Annotated in this window: 11 protein-coding genes; 5 read left to right on the top strand and 6 right to left on the bottom strand. The window is 66.2% G+C overall.

Annotated features, from left to right (window positions below; translation table 11 throughout):
- Nucleotides 1-81: 81 nt before the first annotated feature.
- Together ACZ1J6_RS13665 and ACZ1J6_RS13660 are read left to right on the top strand one after the other, a co-directional pair.
- Nucleotides 82-3,291, top strand: a complete 3,210-nt coding sequence (locus ACZ1J6_RS13665; RefSeq protein ID WP_431566961.1) for a TonB-dependent receptor — start codon at nucleotides 82-84, stop codon at nucleotides 3,289-3,291.
- 11 nt (nucleotides 3,292-3,302) lie between these two features.
- Nucleotides 3,303-4,577 (top strand): purple acid phosphatase family protein, encoded by a 1,275-nt coding sequence (locus tag ACZ1J6_RS13660; protein WP_431566960.1) that lies wholly within the window; start codon nucleotides 3,303-3,305, stop codon nucleotides 4,575-4,577.
- A 137-nt stretch (nucleotides 4,578-4,714) separates the two neighbouring features.
- Here the strand turns inward: ACZ1J6_RS13660 and ACZ1J6_RS13655 are convergent, their stop codons facing one another.
- The 4 genes from ACZ1J6_RS13655 to ACZ1J6_RS13640 all read right to left on the bottom strand — a co-directional run bounded on the left by ACZ1J6_RS13655 (nucleotide 4,715) and on the right by ACZ1J6_RS13640 (nucleotide 8,506).
- Nucleotides 4,715-5,767: a tyrosine-protein phosphatase gene (locus ACZ1J6_RS13655; protein WP_431566959.1), complete on the bottom strand. Its 1,053-nt coding sequence runs from the start codon at nucleotides 5,765-5,767 to the stop codon at nucleotides 4,715-4,717.
- 304 nt (nucleotides 5,768-6,071) lie between these two features.
- Nucleotides 6,072-6,479, bottom strand: a complete 408-nt coding sequence (locus tag ACZ1J6_RS13650) for a DoxX family protein (RefSeq protein WP_243654094.1) — start codon at nucleotides 6,477-6,479, stop codon at nucleotides 6,072-6,074.
- A 290-nt stretch (nucleotides 6,480-6,769) separates the two neighbouring features.
- Nucleotides 6,770-7,231, bottom strand: a complete 462-nt coding sequence (locus ACZ1J6_RS13645; protein WP_431566958.1) for a helix-turn-helix domain-containing protein — start codon at nucleotides 7,229-7,231, stop codon at nucleotides 6,770-6,772.
- A gap of 345 nt (nucleotides 7,232-7,576) precedes the next feature.
- On the bottom strand, nucleotides 7,577-8,506 hold the full coding sequence (locus ACZ1J6_RS13640; protein WP_132263490.1) for a LysR family transcriptional regulator: 930 nt from the start codon (nucleotides 8,504-8,506) through the stop codon (nucleotides 7,577-7,579).
- A gap of 119 nt (nucleotides 8,507-8,625) precedes the next feature.
- Between ACZ1J6_RS13640 and ACZ1J6_RS13635 the strand changes: the two genes are divergently transcribed.
- The 3 genes from ACZ1J6_RS13635 to ACZ1J6_RS13625 all read left to right on the top strand — a co-directional run bounded on the left by ACZ1J6_RS13635 (nucleotide 8,626) and on the right by ACZ1J6_RS13625 (nucleotide 10,756).
- A complete protein-coding gene (locus ACZ1J6_RS13635) occupies nucleotides 8,626-9,324 on the top strand; it encodes a pirin family protein (protein WP_132263489.1) in 699 nt (232 codons plus the stop codon).
- A 138-nt stretch (nucleotides 9,325-9,462) separates the two neighbouring features.
- Nucleotides 9,463-10,359 carry a pirin family protein gene (locus tag ACZ1J6_RS13630; protein WP_132263487.1) on the top strand — a complete coding sequence of 299 codons (897 nt, stop codon included), beginning with the start codon at nucleotides 9,463-9,465 and terminating at the stop codon, nucleotides 10,357-10,359.
- Between the two features lie 13 nt (nucleotides 10,360-10,372).
- Nucleotides 10,373-10,756, top strand: coding sequence for an OsmC family protein (locus tag ACZ1J6_RS13625; protein WP_431566957.1), 384 nt, complete (start codon nucleotides 10,373-10,375; stop codon nucleotides 10,754-10,756).
- Between the two features lie 125 nt (nucleotides 10,757-10,881).
- On the opposite strand, the gene ACZ1J6_RS13620 is transcribed toward ACZ1J6_RS13625, so the two are convergent.
- Nucleotides 10,882-12,192: a sigma-54-dependent transcriptional regulator gene (locus ACZ1J6_RS13620; protein ID WP_132263484.1), complete on the bottom strand. Its 1,311-nt coding sequence runs from the start codon at nucleotides 12,190-12,192 to the stop codon at nucleotides 10,882-10,884.
- Nucleotides 12,189-13,901 carry a sensor histidine kinase gene (locus ACZ1J6_RS13615; protein ID WP_431566956.1) on the bottom strand — a complete coding sequence of 571 codons (1,713 nt, stop codon included), beginning with the start codon at nucleotides 13,899-13,901 and terminating at the stop codon, nucleotides 12,189-12,191. The genes ACZ1J6_RS13620 and ACZ1J6_RS13615 overlap by 4 nt, the downstream gene beginning before the upstream one ends.
- Nucleotides 13,902-13,907 lie beyond the last annotated feature (6 nt).

The following is a 13,907-nucleotide window of genomic DNA, read 5'->3' as shown; positions in this document are numbered from 1 at the left end:
AAAATGTAAGAAAAAATAATTGTCGGGATTGGTTGTCTGCCTGCGTCTTCCCCCCGAATGCCTGATCCAACGGGGGATATGATGTTTCGTTCAAGTAAAGCCCTGGCCCATGCCTCGGCATTGGCCATAGCGCTGGCAACGGTCGGGGGCGGCCTTGCCGCGCCGGTCGCCGAGGCGGCTACCACGCAGTACAGTTTCACCATTCCGGCGCAGGACCTGGGCCGCGCGCTTCAGGAGTTCTCGCGGGTCACCGGCATGCAGGTGGCCGCGGCGCCGGATGCGGTGCGGGGGCGCCGCAGCACGGCCCTGTCGGGCAAGATGAGCGCGCAGCAGGCCCTGTCCCAGCTCGTGCGCGGGGCCAATGTCGAAACCCAGCTTCGCGGCAGCACCGTGATCCTGCGCGCCCGTGCTGCCCGGCCCCGTCCGGCCGCGGTCGCTCCCGCGCCGGCGCGCCGGGCTGCCCCGGTCGCGACTGTCGCCGCCGAAGAGCCTTCCGGGGCCGGCGACAGTGAGATCGTCGTCACCGGCTATATCGAGGCGGTTCAGCGTTCGCTCGACATCAAGCGCAAGAACGACACGGTTTCCGACACGGTCAGCGCCGACGACATGGGCAAGCTGCCCGCCAACAACATCTCCGAGGCGCTGGCGCGCCTTCCCGGCGTCAATGCCGTGCGCAGCCCGACCACGGGCGAGGGCGACCGCATCACGGTGCGCGGCCTCTCGACCGAGCTGAACAACTATTCGATCAACGGCGTGCGCCTTGGCGGTGCCGGTTCGCGTGACAACAACTTCTACCGCGGCGTGCGGCTCTCGGTCCTGCCGCCGGACGGCATCAAGCAGATCACCGTCTACAAGACCCTGACGCCGGACCGCGACGGCGACGCGCTGGGTGGCTCGGTGGACATTTCCACTCCCACCGCCTTCGACCAGACGCCGATGTATGCTCGCCTCTCGGCCGAGGGCGGCATGCTCGACAAGTACGATCATCGCAAGTCGGGCCAGGTTTCCGGCGCGCTTTCGCGCCAGTTCAACGATCATTTCGGCATCTACGTCTCGGGCAGCTGGAGCCGGCGCAAGTCGCAGTTCGAGCAGAACGGCGTGGACGGTGATAACCAGCCGGATACCTGGTACGACAACAGCGAGACGCTGGGCTGGGATCCCAACCGCTTCGTGATGCGCGGCATGGACCTGGGCTTCGGCGAGACCGACGTGAAGCGCTGGGGCGCCAATACCAGCATCGACTATCGCTCCGACGACCACGACTTCCACTTCCGAGGGCAGTACAACAAGTACCGCAAGGACGAATTCCTCAACCGCCTGAACTTCCGCAACGATACCGCGAAGAATTCGACGCGGCTGGTGCAGGTGGACGTGGCCGATACGACGCTGCTCCAGCCCGAAGACAGCATCGTCGGTACCGATTCCAGGCTGGGCCGCATCTATGGCTATTCGCTCGGCCAGATCGTCGACCAGGACGGCGACGGGCTGATCACGGATGCCGACCGCAAGGGCAAGTCGTTCTACAGCCTCAACGGCGGTTCGGGCACCTGGGACCCTCAGGGCTTCCGCCTGCGCCGCTTCTGGGAAGGTTCGCGCGAGACGGGGAGCCTGGCTTCGGCCAACCTCGGCGGCATTTCGCGCGTGGGCGAACTGACGATCGACTACGACGTGTCCTACTCGCAGTCGGAGGACAATCTCGACGACGGCTACACCCTGGAGTTCCGCAGCGACAAGTACGGCTGGCTGGGCAATCAGGGCGTGCTGTTCAGCAGCAGCGAGGATTCGCGCTTCCCCAAGTGGCTGCTCAATTCCGCCGGTCTGGAAGCGGTGCAGGACCCCTCGCAATACGACTTCAGCAGCCTCGAAGGCGAAGTGGGCGGAAGCAGCGAGAAGCTGTGGCAGGCCCAGTTCAACCTCGAATGGAAGCCGGTCGATTCCTGGGTGGAATCGTTCAAGACGGGCGCCAAGTTCTACAATTCGCGCCGCCGCACTTATCAGGGCTCGTTCCTGAATCTCGAGGCGGACGGCACCCTGGCGGACTTCTCCGAATTCTACGGCAAGGATGTGAACAGCCTGTTCGGCGGCGCCTATAGCGGCCTCTATCGCCTGGGCACGACCATCGACAACCGCAAGATGCTGGCCGAACTCCAGCGCGCCGAAGATGGCGACAGCGAGATCTTCGACGGTTTCGCGGTCGACCCCAACGACGCCGAACTGTCCAACGAGGACAGCTTCCGCTTCAACGAGCGCGTGATCTCCGCCTATGCCATGGGCACGGCGCGCTTCGGCCGCGCGCAAGTGATCGCGGGCGTGCGCATGGAAGCGACGCGCAACACCATCGACGCCTGGAACATGGACCTGATCCAGGGCGAGCGCTTCGTTTCGGACAAGTCCAGCTTCGTGAACGTGCTGCCCTCGGTTCACGTCAACTACGAACTGGACAGCCGCACCAAGCTGCGCGGCGCGGTCTGGACCAGCTTCGCGCGTCCCGACATCGCCCGCATGAGTTCGGCGCGCGAATATGGCTACGACACCGATCCCGATGGCGACGGCGAGGAAAACCCGATCTCGCAATGGGTGCTGACTTCGATCGCCCAGGGCAATCCGAACCTCAAGCCGATGCGCTCGCTCAACCTCGACATGTCGCTGGAGCACTACGCCGGCAATACCGGGGCCTATTCGGTGGCGCTCTACTACAAGCACATCGAGAATTTCCTGTTCCGCTCCTCTTCCAGCAACATCCGTGACGGGACGCTGGGCGAGAACGTCGATCCGACCGGCGTGGCGATCTCGATGCCGAACAACGGCAAGTGGGCGGAAGTCTACGGCATGGAAATCAGCGGCCAGCAGCTCCTGCACTGGCTGCCGGGCATTCTCGGTTCGCTGGGCGTGGGCGGAAACCTTACGTTGCAGCGCTCGAAGGCGGTTACGGGGCTTTCCTGGCACCCTGAGGGCTACACCCTGCCGCTGATGGAAACGCCCGAGACGATCGCCAATCTCCAGCTGTTCTGGGAGCGCAAGGGCTGGGAAATCTACGGCGCGTGGAACTACCAGTCGAAATTCCTCGGCGGCATCCAGGACTTCGGCAACAATCCCTATGAGCAGGCCTATAGCTTCGTGGACCTGACCTTCCGCAAGACCTTCCTCAAGAAGTCCTCGGTGCAGCTCCAGGTCCAGAACCTCTTCGACTCGCATACGTATTGGGAAACCGTGTCGTCGGGGACCGGGGCGAGCCGCGCCTACATCAAGAACGGGCGCAGCATCACGCTCGGCCTCAACCTGATCTTCTGAGGACACTTGCGATGAAGAAGAAAGCCCATGTCCTGCTGGGAGCGCTGGCCTTGTGCCTGCCGCTCCCGGCCTTCGCCGCCGATGCGCCGGTGCAGCAGCAGGAGCCGCTGGCACCTGCCACCGTCCGGCCCGAACGCGTGATCCTGAACCTCACCGCCGATCCGACCACCGAGATGGCCGTCACCTGGCGCTCCGCGCCGGGCCTGCCGGGCCAGGTCCAGTATGCGAAGGCGACAAGCAGTCCCGACTTCGTGAAAACGCCGCTGACGGCCGAGGCGAAGACCGACGACGCCACGCTGGCCGTCCGCGAGGATCCCGCCTTCCGCGCGGCCTATCACTCGGCAGTGCTGGCGGGGCTCGAGCCGGACACGGTCTATGCCTACCGCGTGGGCGACGGCACGCATTGGTCCGAGTGGTTCCAGTTCCGCACCGCCGCGCGCGAGGCGAAGCCGTTCCGCTTCATCTACATGGGGGACATGCAGAACCAGATCCTGTCGGAAGCCTCGCGCACCTTGCGCATGGCCTTCCGCCAGGCGGGCGACGCGGCCTTCACGATCCATGCCGGGGACCTCATCAACCGGCATGACAGCGATGCCGAATGGGGCGAATGGTTTGCCGCGGGCGGGTTCCTCTATGCCCAGACGCCGCAGATGCCGACGCCGGGCAACCACGAATACGTCAAGGACGAGGCGGCGCGGGCGGGGTCCTCGATCAACGGCCAGTGGCGCCGGCAGTTCACGCTGCCGGAGAACGGCCCGGCCGACGTTCCGGCGAGCCGCGAGACGAGCTGGTACACCGATTACCAGGGCCTGCGCCTGATCTCTATCGACTCCATGCAGGTCGACCGGGACGAAACGGCGCGCAAGGCGATCGTGAAGTGGCTCGACGGCTTGCTGGCGAACAACCCGAACCGCTGGACGGTCCTGTTCCTGCACTTCCCGCTGTTCTCCAGCGAGCCCGAGCGCGACAATCCGAAGCTGCGCGCCGCGCTGAAGCCGCTGATCGACAAGTACCGCGTGGACTTGGTCCTTCAGGGGCACGACCACGGCTATGCCCGCGGCGCGATCGGCAAGAACGGCCCCGCGGCGGACGATGCGGGCACGACATATGCCGTCTCGGTCGCCGGACCGAAGATGTACGAAGTCGGCAGCCTGCCCTGGGCGCGCAAGTCGGCATCGCGCACGCAGGCCTATCAGGTGATCGACGTCAGCCAGGAAGCCCTGGCCTACCGCGCCTATACCGCCACCGGAGAGCCGCTCGACGCGGTGACCTTGCGGAAACCCTGAGTACGCGAAAGGGCCGGAGCAAGCTGGGGGGCATTGCTCCGGCCCTTGACGAGGCTGCGCTTCGATTGCGACCCGAAGCGTGGTTTCGTCCAGCCCGCCCGGCCCGATCGGCCGGGCGGGCGCATGGCCGTGACCCGTCAGTCGAGCATGGTCTTGCGCAGCTTGGCGATGTCGGCGTCGGTCAGGCCCACCTTCTGTTTCAGGTAACCTTCCGATCCGCCGTACTGCTGGTCGAGATACGTGAAGAACTGGGCCAGGTGCGACGCGCCGCTGGGCGTGTAGAGCGGCTCGGCCTTGGGCGGCTGGCCGTCCGCACGCGCGGCGTAGTACTTGAGAATGGGATTGTTCGGGAAGTCGGCCGGGTCGACCTTGGGCATTTCCCATTGGGGGCGGCGCAGTTCGGTGGAGCGGTGATAGTCCTTGAGGATCGTCTCGCGGTCCACGCCCAGCACGTCGTAGATCAGGGCGGTGGCGATGCCGGTCCGGTCCTGCCCGGCGGAGCAATGATAGACCACGGCGCCCTCGTTCGCGAGCAGGCGATTGAACAGCGCACGGAACTGCGGGACCAGCATGATTTCCATGCCCTGATACATGTTCTCGCCGCCGCTCTTGGCCATCTTCGCGAAGAGCGGTTTGAGCGAATAGTCGTTGGCGAGGAACAGCGCGCCGGTTCGGTCGTCCAGCATGTCGGGCGCGACTTCGCGTTCCTCGATCGAGCGCAAGTCGACCACGGCGCCCAGATTGACCTGGCCCAGCAGCGCATAGTCCGCCTCGGTCAGCAGCGGCATCGCGCCGGAGCGGAAAGCCTTGTCCCACTTCACGGTATGGCCGTCCTTGGTGACGTAGCCGCCGATGTCGCGGAAGTTGCTGCCCTGCTGAAGCGGCACCACGCGCTCGGCGACGACGGTGGTCTTGCCGCCCTTGCCCTGGATGATGACGTAGCGGCGCTCGCTGGCCGGGATCGGCAGCTTCAGCGCGGCGTCCTTGCTGGCGGCGGCGAAGCGCTGGTCGTTCTTGTCGAGCGCCGTGTCGGTGCTGATCCAGATTGTGGCCGGTGCCGTGTCCGTCCGGGCCAGCTCGACGGTCTGGTCGTCCAGACGCGTCAGCGTGGCCAGCTCGCGCGCGGAGGCGGGAGAATGGGCCATCGCCGCGACGAGGGCGGAGAGGACGGTCGGGGCAATCTTGCGCATGGGCGGAGTCCTTGATGTCTGTCTGATGCCGGCTGCTAAAACGGATGTATGTATCTTGTGTGACAGGTCTGAGGTCAATGCACCGGCGTGTTATCGCGGAGACGATCCTGCGGCCGCTTTCCTTGATGTCAGGTATTCGGGCCATTTCAGCGGTTCTGCCGCGGATCCGGGGCGCCATCTCTCCGGGGTGCCAAGTCCGGGATGCGAGTCTGTAAAACGAATGTCTGTAATCTGGCGGCGCTGGAACGAAAAAGGGGCCGCCTTTCGGCAGCCCCTCGTTTTGCGGGTTCTGGCTGGTTCTGGATCAGTCGCGGCCCTTGCCGAAAGCGACGATCTGCAGGAGGCCGCCGGCCATGGCGACGTTCTTGAAGAAGTGGATGAACTGGTTCTGGTCTGCGAACTGCGCGTGGAAGAACAAGGCGGTGACGAGGCTGAACAGGGCAAGCGCGGCAGCGACGCTGCGCAGGCGGTACCCCGAGATCAGCAGAGCGCCGCCGATGACTTCCACCGCAACGGCACCGGCCAGGGCCACGGCGGGGAAGGGCAGGCCCACCGAACCGATGTAGGCCATGGTTCCAGCGGGATCGGAAAGCTTGGAAAGGCCGCTGAGGATGAAGATGGCGGCGATCAGGATGCGGCCCACAAGCGGCAGAAACTTCAGGATTCCCTTGTCTTCGGCAGCGGGAGCGAGCGTAGCGGTGGCAGTGTTCATGGTCATTCCCCTTGGGGCTGGTCTGGAGAGGGTCCGGCCGTGACGGCTGCGGGGTGCCTCGTTGAACCGGGAAATGCCTCGAAAAACGAATTCCAGAAATCCAGATAAAATGGACCGCTCTGTTCGATGAAACTGAAATGTCTCGATGCGTGCGAAAATGCGGGACTGGCGGTGGGCGGGGGAATGGGGTCCGCCAGTCCCGAGGAGTTCGGGTACGCCGGAGGCGCGCCGAACGTGGTCCCGGCATGGTCGCCGCCGGGATCGAACGCAGGGTGTCGGGAAAGGGACCGTCAGTCGGTGAGCGGCCGCCAGCGGTTGCGCCAGGCCCTGGGCGTGTTGCCCACCACGCGGCGGAACAGACGGGTGAGGTGGGCCTGGTCGGTCAGGCCGCAGATGCAGGCGATTTCGGACAAGGCATCGTCGGTCCGCAGCATCAGGCGCTGGGCGTGGCGAATGCGCTGGCGGATGACGTAGGCATGGGGCGGTTCGCCAACGCTGGTCTTGAAGGCGCGGCAGAAGTGCCCGGTGCTGAGCCGCGCCACGGCGGCCAGTTCGCAGCAGGCCAGCGACTGGCCGAGATTCTCCTCGATATGGCCGATGACCCTGCGCAGCTGCCAGCCTGCAAGGCCGCCCTTGGCGGATGCGTCGCCGTCAGGGACGGACTGCGGCGCGACCGGAACGAGCAGGTCGTGCTCCGCCAATCGGCTTCTGGCCAGCGCGAGGCTGTCCGGCCCCACCCCGCCGGTGTCCATTGCCTTGGCTAAGGGGATGGCCTGCGGAATTGCCGGCGGTTCAGCGTGGTAATGTCTTGAATCCTGTCCCGTATTCGTCGTCGTCGTGCTCAGGACTCCGTGAAGCATGACCAACTCTCCAAGCTCGACGACCGATCCGACCTCTACGGCAGGGGCAATCGCGATGATGGGGCAAATCTCGATAACGGTGATTGTCGCATAGTAATTCGATACGAAAAGTCTGTTCACCGCCCGAATCATCAGGCCCCATCTTCATAGTCTATGGAGATTGCAGTCTTGCTTCCTTTCGGGAATGGGGGATTTTTACTATTGCCAGCCGGCTTTTCCCCCATTTACGCTTTTAATTCAGATATCCGGGAGAGCGGTCAGCGTCTCGTCGATCTCGCATTGGGCCACGAAGCGGTCGAGCAGCCAGGCGGCCGCGGGGCCGGGCGGCGTGTCGCGGCGCCAGATGCCGCCGAAGCGGTAGATGCCGCCGGGATGATCGGGCATCGACAGGCGGATCAGGGTGCCGGACACGAGATCGGCCTCGATCATCGGCAGCGGCATGTTGCCCCAGCCGATGCCCTGGCGCAGCAGGGCGTGCTTGGCGCCAAGGTCGGCGAGGCGCCAGGTCTTGGGGCTCATGACCGAGAAGTCCTTGCCTTCGGTGAAGCGCGAGCGGTCGCTGAGCACCAGCTGCGTATATTCGCGGCCGGCGCCGGGCGGGATCAGGTCCATGCGGCCGAGCGGATGGTCGGGCGCGGCCACGGGCACCATCGCCACCGAGCCGACCGAAACGCTTTCGAGCCCGTCGACACCGGCAAAAAGCGGGCCGGACAGGCCGACCACCGCCGTGCCGTCGAGCACCATCGCAGTGATCGCGCCCAGCGCTTCCACATGGAGGCGCAGCTGCACGGTCGGAAATTCCGCGGCAAAGGCCCGCAGGATCACGCCGAGGCGTTCGGCCGGAAACATGACGTCCACCGCCAGGTCGACTTCGGCCTCCAGACCGTCGAGCAGGCCTTTCACTTTGGCGCGCAATCCGTCGATCCCCTCGGCCACACCGCGCGCTTCCGACAGGACGGCACGGCCGGCTACGGTAAGCTGCGGCTTGCGCGTGCCTTCGCGTTCGAACAGCAGAACGCCGAGCTGGGCTTCGAGGTTGGCGATGCCGTAGCTGATGACGGAGACCGCGCGGTTCAGCTTGCGCCCGGCGGCAGCGAAACTGCCGGTGTCGACGATGGCCAGGAAGATGCGCAGCTGGTCCAGGGTCGGCGTACCGGGGTTGCTCACTTTTCAATCTCCTAGAACAGTCAGGTCGATTTTATCCCTCTGAACTTGAAATGCGGGCAAGTCTATATGGGGTTTCAAGAGAGGGCGGCACCTCACCCCGCCGCCCCCGGAGACAGGATATGATCGAACTTCGCCCTTATGACAGCCTCGGTGGTGCCAACCACGGCTGGCTCGACGCCAAGCATCACTTCTCGTTCGCCGGCTATCACGATCCGGCCCGCGTCCACTGGGGCAACCTGCGCGTCTGGAACGACGATGCGATCGCGCCGCAGACCGGCTTCCCGCCGCACCCCCACCGCGACATGGAAATCATCACTTATGTCCGCGAGGGTGCGATCACTCACCAGGACAACCTGGGCAACAAGGGCCGCACCGAGGCCGGCGACGTCCAGGTGATGAGCGCGGGCACCGGCATCACGCACTCGGAATACAACCTTGAGGACGTGACGACGAAGATCTTCCAGATCTGGATCATCCCGACCCGCGACGGCGAAGAACCGAGCTGGGGCGCCAAGCCCTTCCCCAAGGGCGACCGGTCGGGCCAGTTCGTCACGCTGGCATCGGGTTACGAGAATGACAACGATGCGCTGCCGATCCGCACCAATGCCCGCGTCATCGGCGCTACCCTCAAGGCCGGCGAAACCGCCGAATATCCGCTGGGCAAGGACCGCAAGGCCTACCTGGTGCCGGCCATCGGCGCGGTGCAGATCGAGGACGTGCGCGTCAACGCCCGCGACGGCGCGGCCATCAGCGACCTCGACGTCCTGCGGGTGACCGCGATCGAGGACAGCGAGATCGTCCTGGTCGACGCGGCCTGACACCAAGGCCGAAACGAGTTGGGGAGCGGGCGGAAATCGTCCGCTCCCTCATCTCCCGGATTGCAATTTACCAGATCGGCGCCGACCTTCTTCCCCGGCGCTCAGGCATACAAAAGAAGCGCAAGGAAGGATTGCCCCATGACCGTTCGCTCATCCGATATCGAAGGTGTAGACCTTGTCGTTCTCCCCCCCGTTCGCGACCTTGGGGACGGGTTCCAGGTCCGCCGCGCGCTGCCCACTGCGCAGCGCCGCATGGTCGGCCCTTTCATCTTCTTCGACCAGATGGGTGAGGCGGTGTTCCGCAGCGGCGAAGGCCTCGACGTACGCCCGCATCCGCATATCGGCCTTTCCACGCTGACCTACCTCGTCGAAGGCGAGATCCTCCACCGCGATTCCCTCGGCTCCGTTCAGGCGATCCGGCCCGGCGAGGTCAACTGGATGACCGCGGGCAGCGGGATCGTCCATTCCGAGCGCACGTCTCCCGAAGTCCGCGCCAGCGGCGGCAAGCTGTTCGGGCTCCAGACCTGGATCGCCCTGCCGAAGGAAGCCGAAGAGATCGCGCCGGCCTTCGCCCATCACAAGGCGGACGAGATCCCGGTGACCGAGGATGCCGGAACGCGCCTGACGCTGATCGCCGGTACGGCCGACGGCCTGACCTCGCCGCTCAAGACCTATTCCGACATGGTCTACGCCGATATCGTCATGCTCGACGGAGCGCGCTACCAGGTGAAGGCCGAGCACGTCGAACGCGCGATCTATGTCGTCGGCGGCGAAGTCGAAGTGGAAGGCCAGACCGGCAGCTTCAAGGAGACCGAACTGGTGGTCTTCAAGCCCGGCGCCGAGGTGATCCTCAAGGCCAAGGGCGGCACGCGCCTGATGCTGCTGGGCGGGGAGCCACTGCCGGAGAAGCGCCATATCTACTGGAACTTCGTCTCCTCCTCGCTCGACCGCATCGAGCAGGCCAAGGACGACTGGAAAGCCCAGCGCTTCGACCGTGTGCCCGACGAGAGCGAATTCATCCCCCTTCCGGCCTGAGGAGCTTCAAACCATGGCACATGGAACCGCGCATATCGGCGAAACCCCCTGGCGCACCGAGATCGTGGTCGGCGGTCACGCGATCACCGCCGACGAGCCCCAGGCGCTCGGCGGGCAGGGGGTGGGACCCGCGCCTTACGACCTGCTGCTCGCCAGCCTGGGGGCCTGCACGGCGATCACATTGAAGATGTACGCCAGTCGCAAGGGCTGGCCCCTGGTATCGGTCGATGTCGACTTGCGGCTCGCGGGTGCGAAGGACCAGATGCATATCGAGCGCAAACTCTCGATCGTGGGCCTCGACGAGGAGCAGAAGGCTCGGCTTGCCGATATTGCCGAGCGGACGCCGGTGACTTTGACGTTGAAGGCGGGGCTGGGGATCGAGACGGAGCTGGTTTGAAGTTCTCGCTCTCTTCCTCGTCATTGCGAGCGTAGCGAAGCAATCCAGGGGCGGCTTAGTGCGGCTCCTGGATTGCCGCGTCGGCTGCGCCTCCTCGCAATGACGAAGGGAGGTGTTGTGCCTCTTCAGCCTTTTTGCCGCAGTGCCCCCAGGTCGATCCCGTGCTTGTTCACTTTGTAGTAGAACGTCTTGCGCGGCAGATCGAGCGCGCGGATGGCCGCGCCGATCTCCCCGTTCGCGGCGATCACGGCGGCGACGATCTCCTCGCGCTCGAAGGCGTCGACCCGCTCGGTCAGGCCCTTGTTGCCCGAAGGGGAGGGCGTGGGAGAGGGATCGCCGAGGCCCAGCACGAACTGCTCCGCGAAATTGGCGAGTTCCCGCACGTTCCCCGGCCAGTCATGGCGTTCCAGCATCGTGCGGACCGCCGCGGTGACGGGCGGAAGCTCGCGGGCGACGCGGCTGGCGGCATCGCCGGCGAAGCGGGCGAAGAGAGCGGGGATGTCCTCGCGCCTTTCCCGTAGCGGCGGGATGCGCAGGCGCATGGCGGCGAGGCGGTAGAACAGCGGCGGCAGCAGCGAGGGCGGCGGGCCTTCGGCCGCATCCTGGCTGGTGGAGATCACGCGCACGTCGACGGGCATGGCCTCGCCCCGGCGGCGCAGGACGCGCTGCTCTACGAAGGGAAGCAGGCGCTCCTGCAAGTGCGCCGGGCCGCGGTCGATATCGTCGAGGTAGAGCGTGCCGCGATGAGCTGCGGCCAGGCCGGGTTCGTCGATGCCGGTTGCAGTGAAGAGCGGTTCCGCGAGCGCCTCGGGCATTCCGGCGCAGGCCAGAGGCAGAAAGCGGTGGCGCGCACGCTTGCCCGCGCGGTGGATCAGGCGGGCGAGGAGGTCCTTGCCGGTGCCGGTCTCGCCTTCGATGAACAAGTCTATATCCGCATTGGCCAGCACCGGCACCATCTCGCGAAGCCTGCGGATGGCGGGGCTTTCGCCCAGGAACAGCGGTGCGTCGGCATCTTGCGACATGGCCCGCAGGCGGCGGTTTTCCAGCGTCAGCCCGCGCGCGGTGGCGGCGCGGGTGACGGCGGCGATCAGCGCCTCGGGCGCGAAAGGCTTGGTGAGAAAGTCCCAGGCGCCCGCCTTGAGCATCTGTACCGCCATCTCGATGTCGCCGTGGCCGGTGACCAGCACGACGGGCAGATCGGCATCGCGCTCGTGAAGCTGGCGGAACAGGTCGATGCCGGAGACGTGCGGCATACGCACGTCGGTAACGACCACGCCAGGCCAGTCGGCGGTGAGCGCCGCCAGCGCCGGGGCGGCGGCCGGGAAGCTTTCGACTTCGAACCCGGCGAGTTTCAGCAGCTGTGCCGTCGAACGGGCAAGGTCTTCGTCGTCCTCGACGAGGGCGACGCGGCGGGTGCCGGCGGAAAGGTCGGTCATCGGGCCAGTCTCAATTGCAGTTCGAAGGCGGCCCCGGTGTCGCTGGGCACGAGGCGCAGGGCGCCGCCGAACTCCTGCGCGATATCCTGCGCGATCACCAGGCCCAGCCCGAGCCCTTCGGCGCGGCTGGTGGCGAAGGGCGTGAACAGGCGATCCGCGATGTCCGGGGCGATGCCGGGGCCATTGTCGGTGACAGTGATGCGCAGCGTTTCGCCCTCGATCGCCAGCGACAGGATGATGCGGGGCGCCGCGCGCCCGGCGAGCGCTTCGATGGCGTTCTGGAGGAGGTTCACCAGGATCTGTTCCAGCCGCACCTTGTCACCGCGAACCTTGAGGCCGGGGGGAATCGCCGGGGTTTCGAAGGTCAGCGCGGCAAGGCGCTCCTTGAGCAGGAGGCGCGCGCCGTCGAGCACTTCGGCCAGCGGCACCGCGCTCTCGCCGGTGCTGCCCTTGCGGGCGAAGCCGCGCAGCTGCGCGGTGATGATGCCGATGCGTTCGGCAAGGCGGTCGATGGCGGAAAGATTCTCGCGCACTTCCGCGGCCGCACCGAGGTCCAGCAATTGCCCGGCCGAGCTGGCATAGTTGCGGATCGCGGCCACGGGCTGCGCGGTTTCGTGAGCGACGCTGGCCGTGACTTGTCCCAGCGTGGCGAGGCGATTGGCGAGGCGCAGCTCCTCGCGCAGCAGGGCCGCGCGCTGTTCGAGCGCACTGCGCTCCTCCATCTCGCGGCGCAGTTCGGCCGTCCGCTCGGTGACGGCGGCTTCCAGCTGGGCGGTGCGTTCACGGCGGCGGCGGTTGCTCTGGGCGAGCCACCAGAGGGCGCCGACGGCGAGCAGGGCCAAAGTCGCGGCCACGGCCTGGGCGCTGCGCATCGGCGTGGTGACGGCCACCCGGATCGGCAGCGCCAGATTGACCTGCCACTGGTCGCGGTTGGGCGCGCTGGTGGCAAGAAGCAGGCGTCCGCTGCGTTCGGGCATGTGCAGCAGGCCGTCACCGTCGCTGGAGAAGCGGGCGGGCGTCAGGCGCGGAATTCCGATGTCGCCGGCAATGGCCCGCTGGAGGGCAGGATCGAGCGGGCGCGTCATGGCGAAGCGCCAGGCGGGGCGGCTGGCGACGAGGACCACCCCGTTGCGGTTGGTCACGAAGGTCTCGCCGCCTGCCGTGCGCCACTGGGCCTCGATCCGGTCGAAGTCGAGCTTGATGACGATCACACAGTCCCCGGCGGCTTTTCGCGCCAGGTATAGGCCGGGACGATGGCTTACGGTGCCCAGCGCGAACTGGGCGCCGTCGCCGCGGCGCAGGGCGTCGCGGTAATAGCGCCGGAAACGGTAGTCGCGGCCGACGAAACTGTCGCGGTGGCGCCAGTTGCTGGCGGCGATCGCGAACCCGTCTTCTCCCACCAGGTAGATGGCCGAGGCGCCGATCTGGCCGGCGAAGGATTCCAGCTTGGCATTGAGCCGCTCGTCCGCGCCGCTTTCGCGATTGGCGGCGGCGATCACGTCCCGGTCGTCCGCCAGGGTCTGCGGCAGGAGGCGGAACCGGGCGATCTCGCTGTCGAGCAAGGACTGGCGCAGCCGCGCGTCGGCAGCGACCGATGCGGAGAACGCCGCGGTGGCGCGCTGGCGCACGAATTCGCCGGCCAGACCCGCGGCAAGGAGCGCGGCGGCCAGGGCTGCCAGCAGCCAGTAGAGCGTGTGGCGACGATTCACCGCGCC

The sequence above is a fragment of the Novosphingobium sp. BL-S-21 genome, assembly GCF_055521655.1.
The sequence above is the reverse complement of the archived record's forward strand: the minus strand, read 5'-3'. Positions and strand labels throughout refer to the sequence as shown.

Excerpts from the sequence above, each read along its gene's own strand:
- ACZ1J6_RS13665 (WP_431566961.1), top strand. The coding sequence starts at position 82 with ATGTTTCGTTCAAGTAAAGCCCTGGCCCATGCCTCGGCATTGGCCATA.
- ACZ1J6_RS13660 (WP_431566960.1), top strand. The coding sequence starts at position 3,303 with ATGAAGAAGAAAGCCCATGTCCTGCTGGGAGCGCTGGCCTTGTGCCTG.
- ACZ1J6_RS13655 (WP_431566959.1), bottom strand. The coding sequence starts at position 5,767 with ATGCGCAAGATTGCCCCGACCGTCCTCTCCGCCCTCGTCGCGGCGATG.
- ACZ1J6_RS13650 (WP_243654094.1), bottom strand. The coding sequence starts at position 6,479 with ATGAACACTGCCACCGCTACGCTCGCTCCCGCTGCCGAAGACAAGGGA.
- ACZ1J6_RS13645 (WP_431566958.1), bottom strand. The coding sequence starts at position 7,231 with ATGGACACCGGCGGGGTGGGGCCGGACAGCCTCGCGCTGGCCAGAAGC.
- ACZ1J6_RS13635 (WP_132263489.1), top strand. The coding sequence starts at position 8,626 with ATGATCGAACTTCGCCCTTATGACAGCCTCGGTGGTGCCAACCACGGC.
- ACZ1J6_RS13630 (WP_132263487.1), top strand. The coding sequence starts at position 9,463 with ATGACCGTTCGCTCATCCGATATCGAAGGTGTAGACCTTGTCGTTCTC.
- ACZ1J6_RS13625 (WP_431566957.1), top strand. The coding sequence starts at position 10,373 with ATGGCACATGGAACCGCGCATATCGGCGAAACCCCCTGGCGCACCGAG.
- ACZ1J6_RS13620 (WP_132263484.1), bottom strand. The coding sequence starts at position 12,192 with ATGACCGACCTTTCCGCCGGCACCCGCCGCGTCGCCCTCGTCGAGGAC.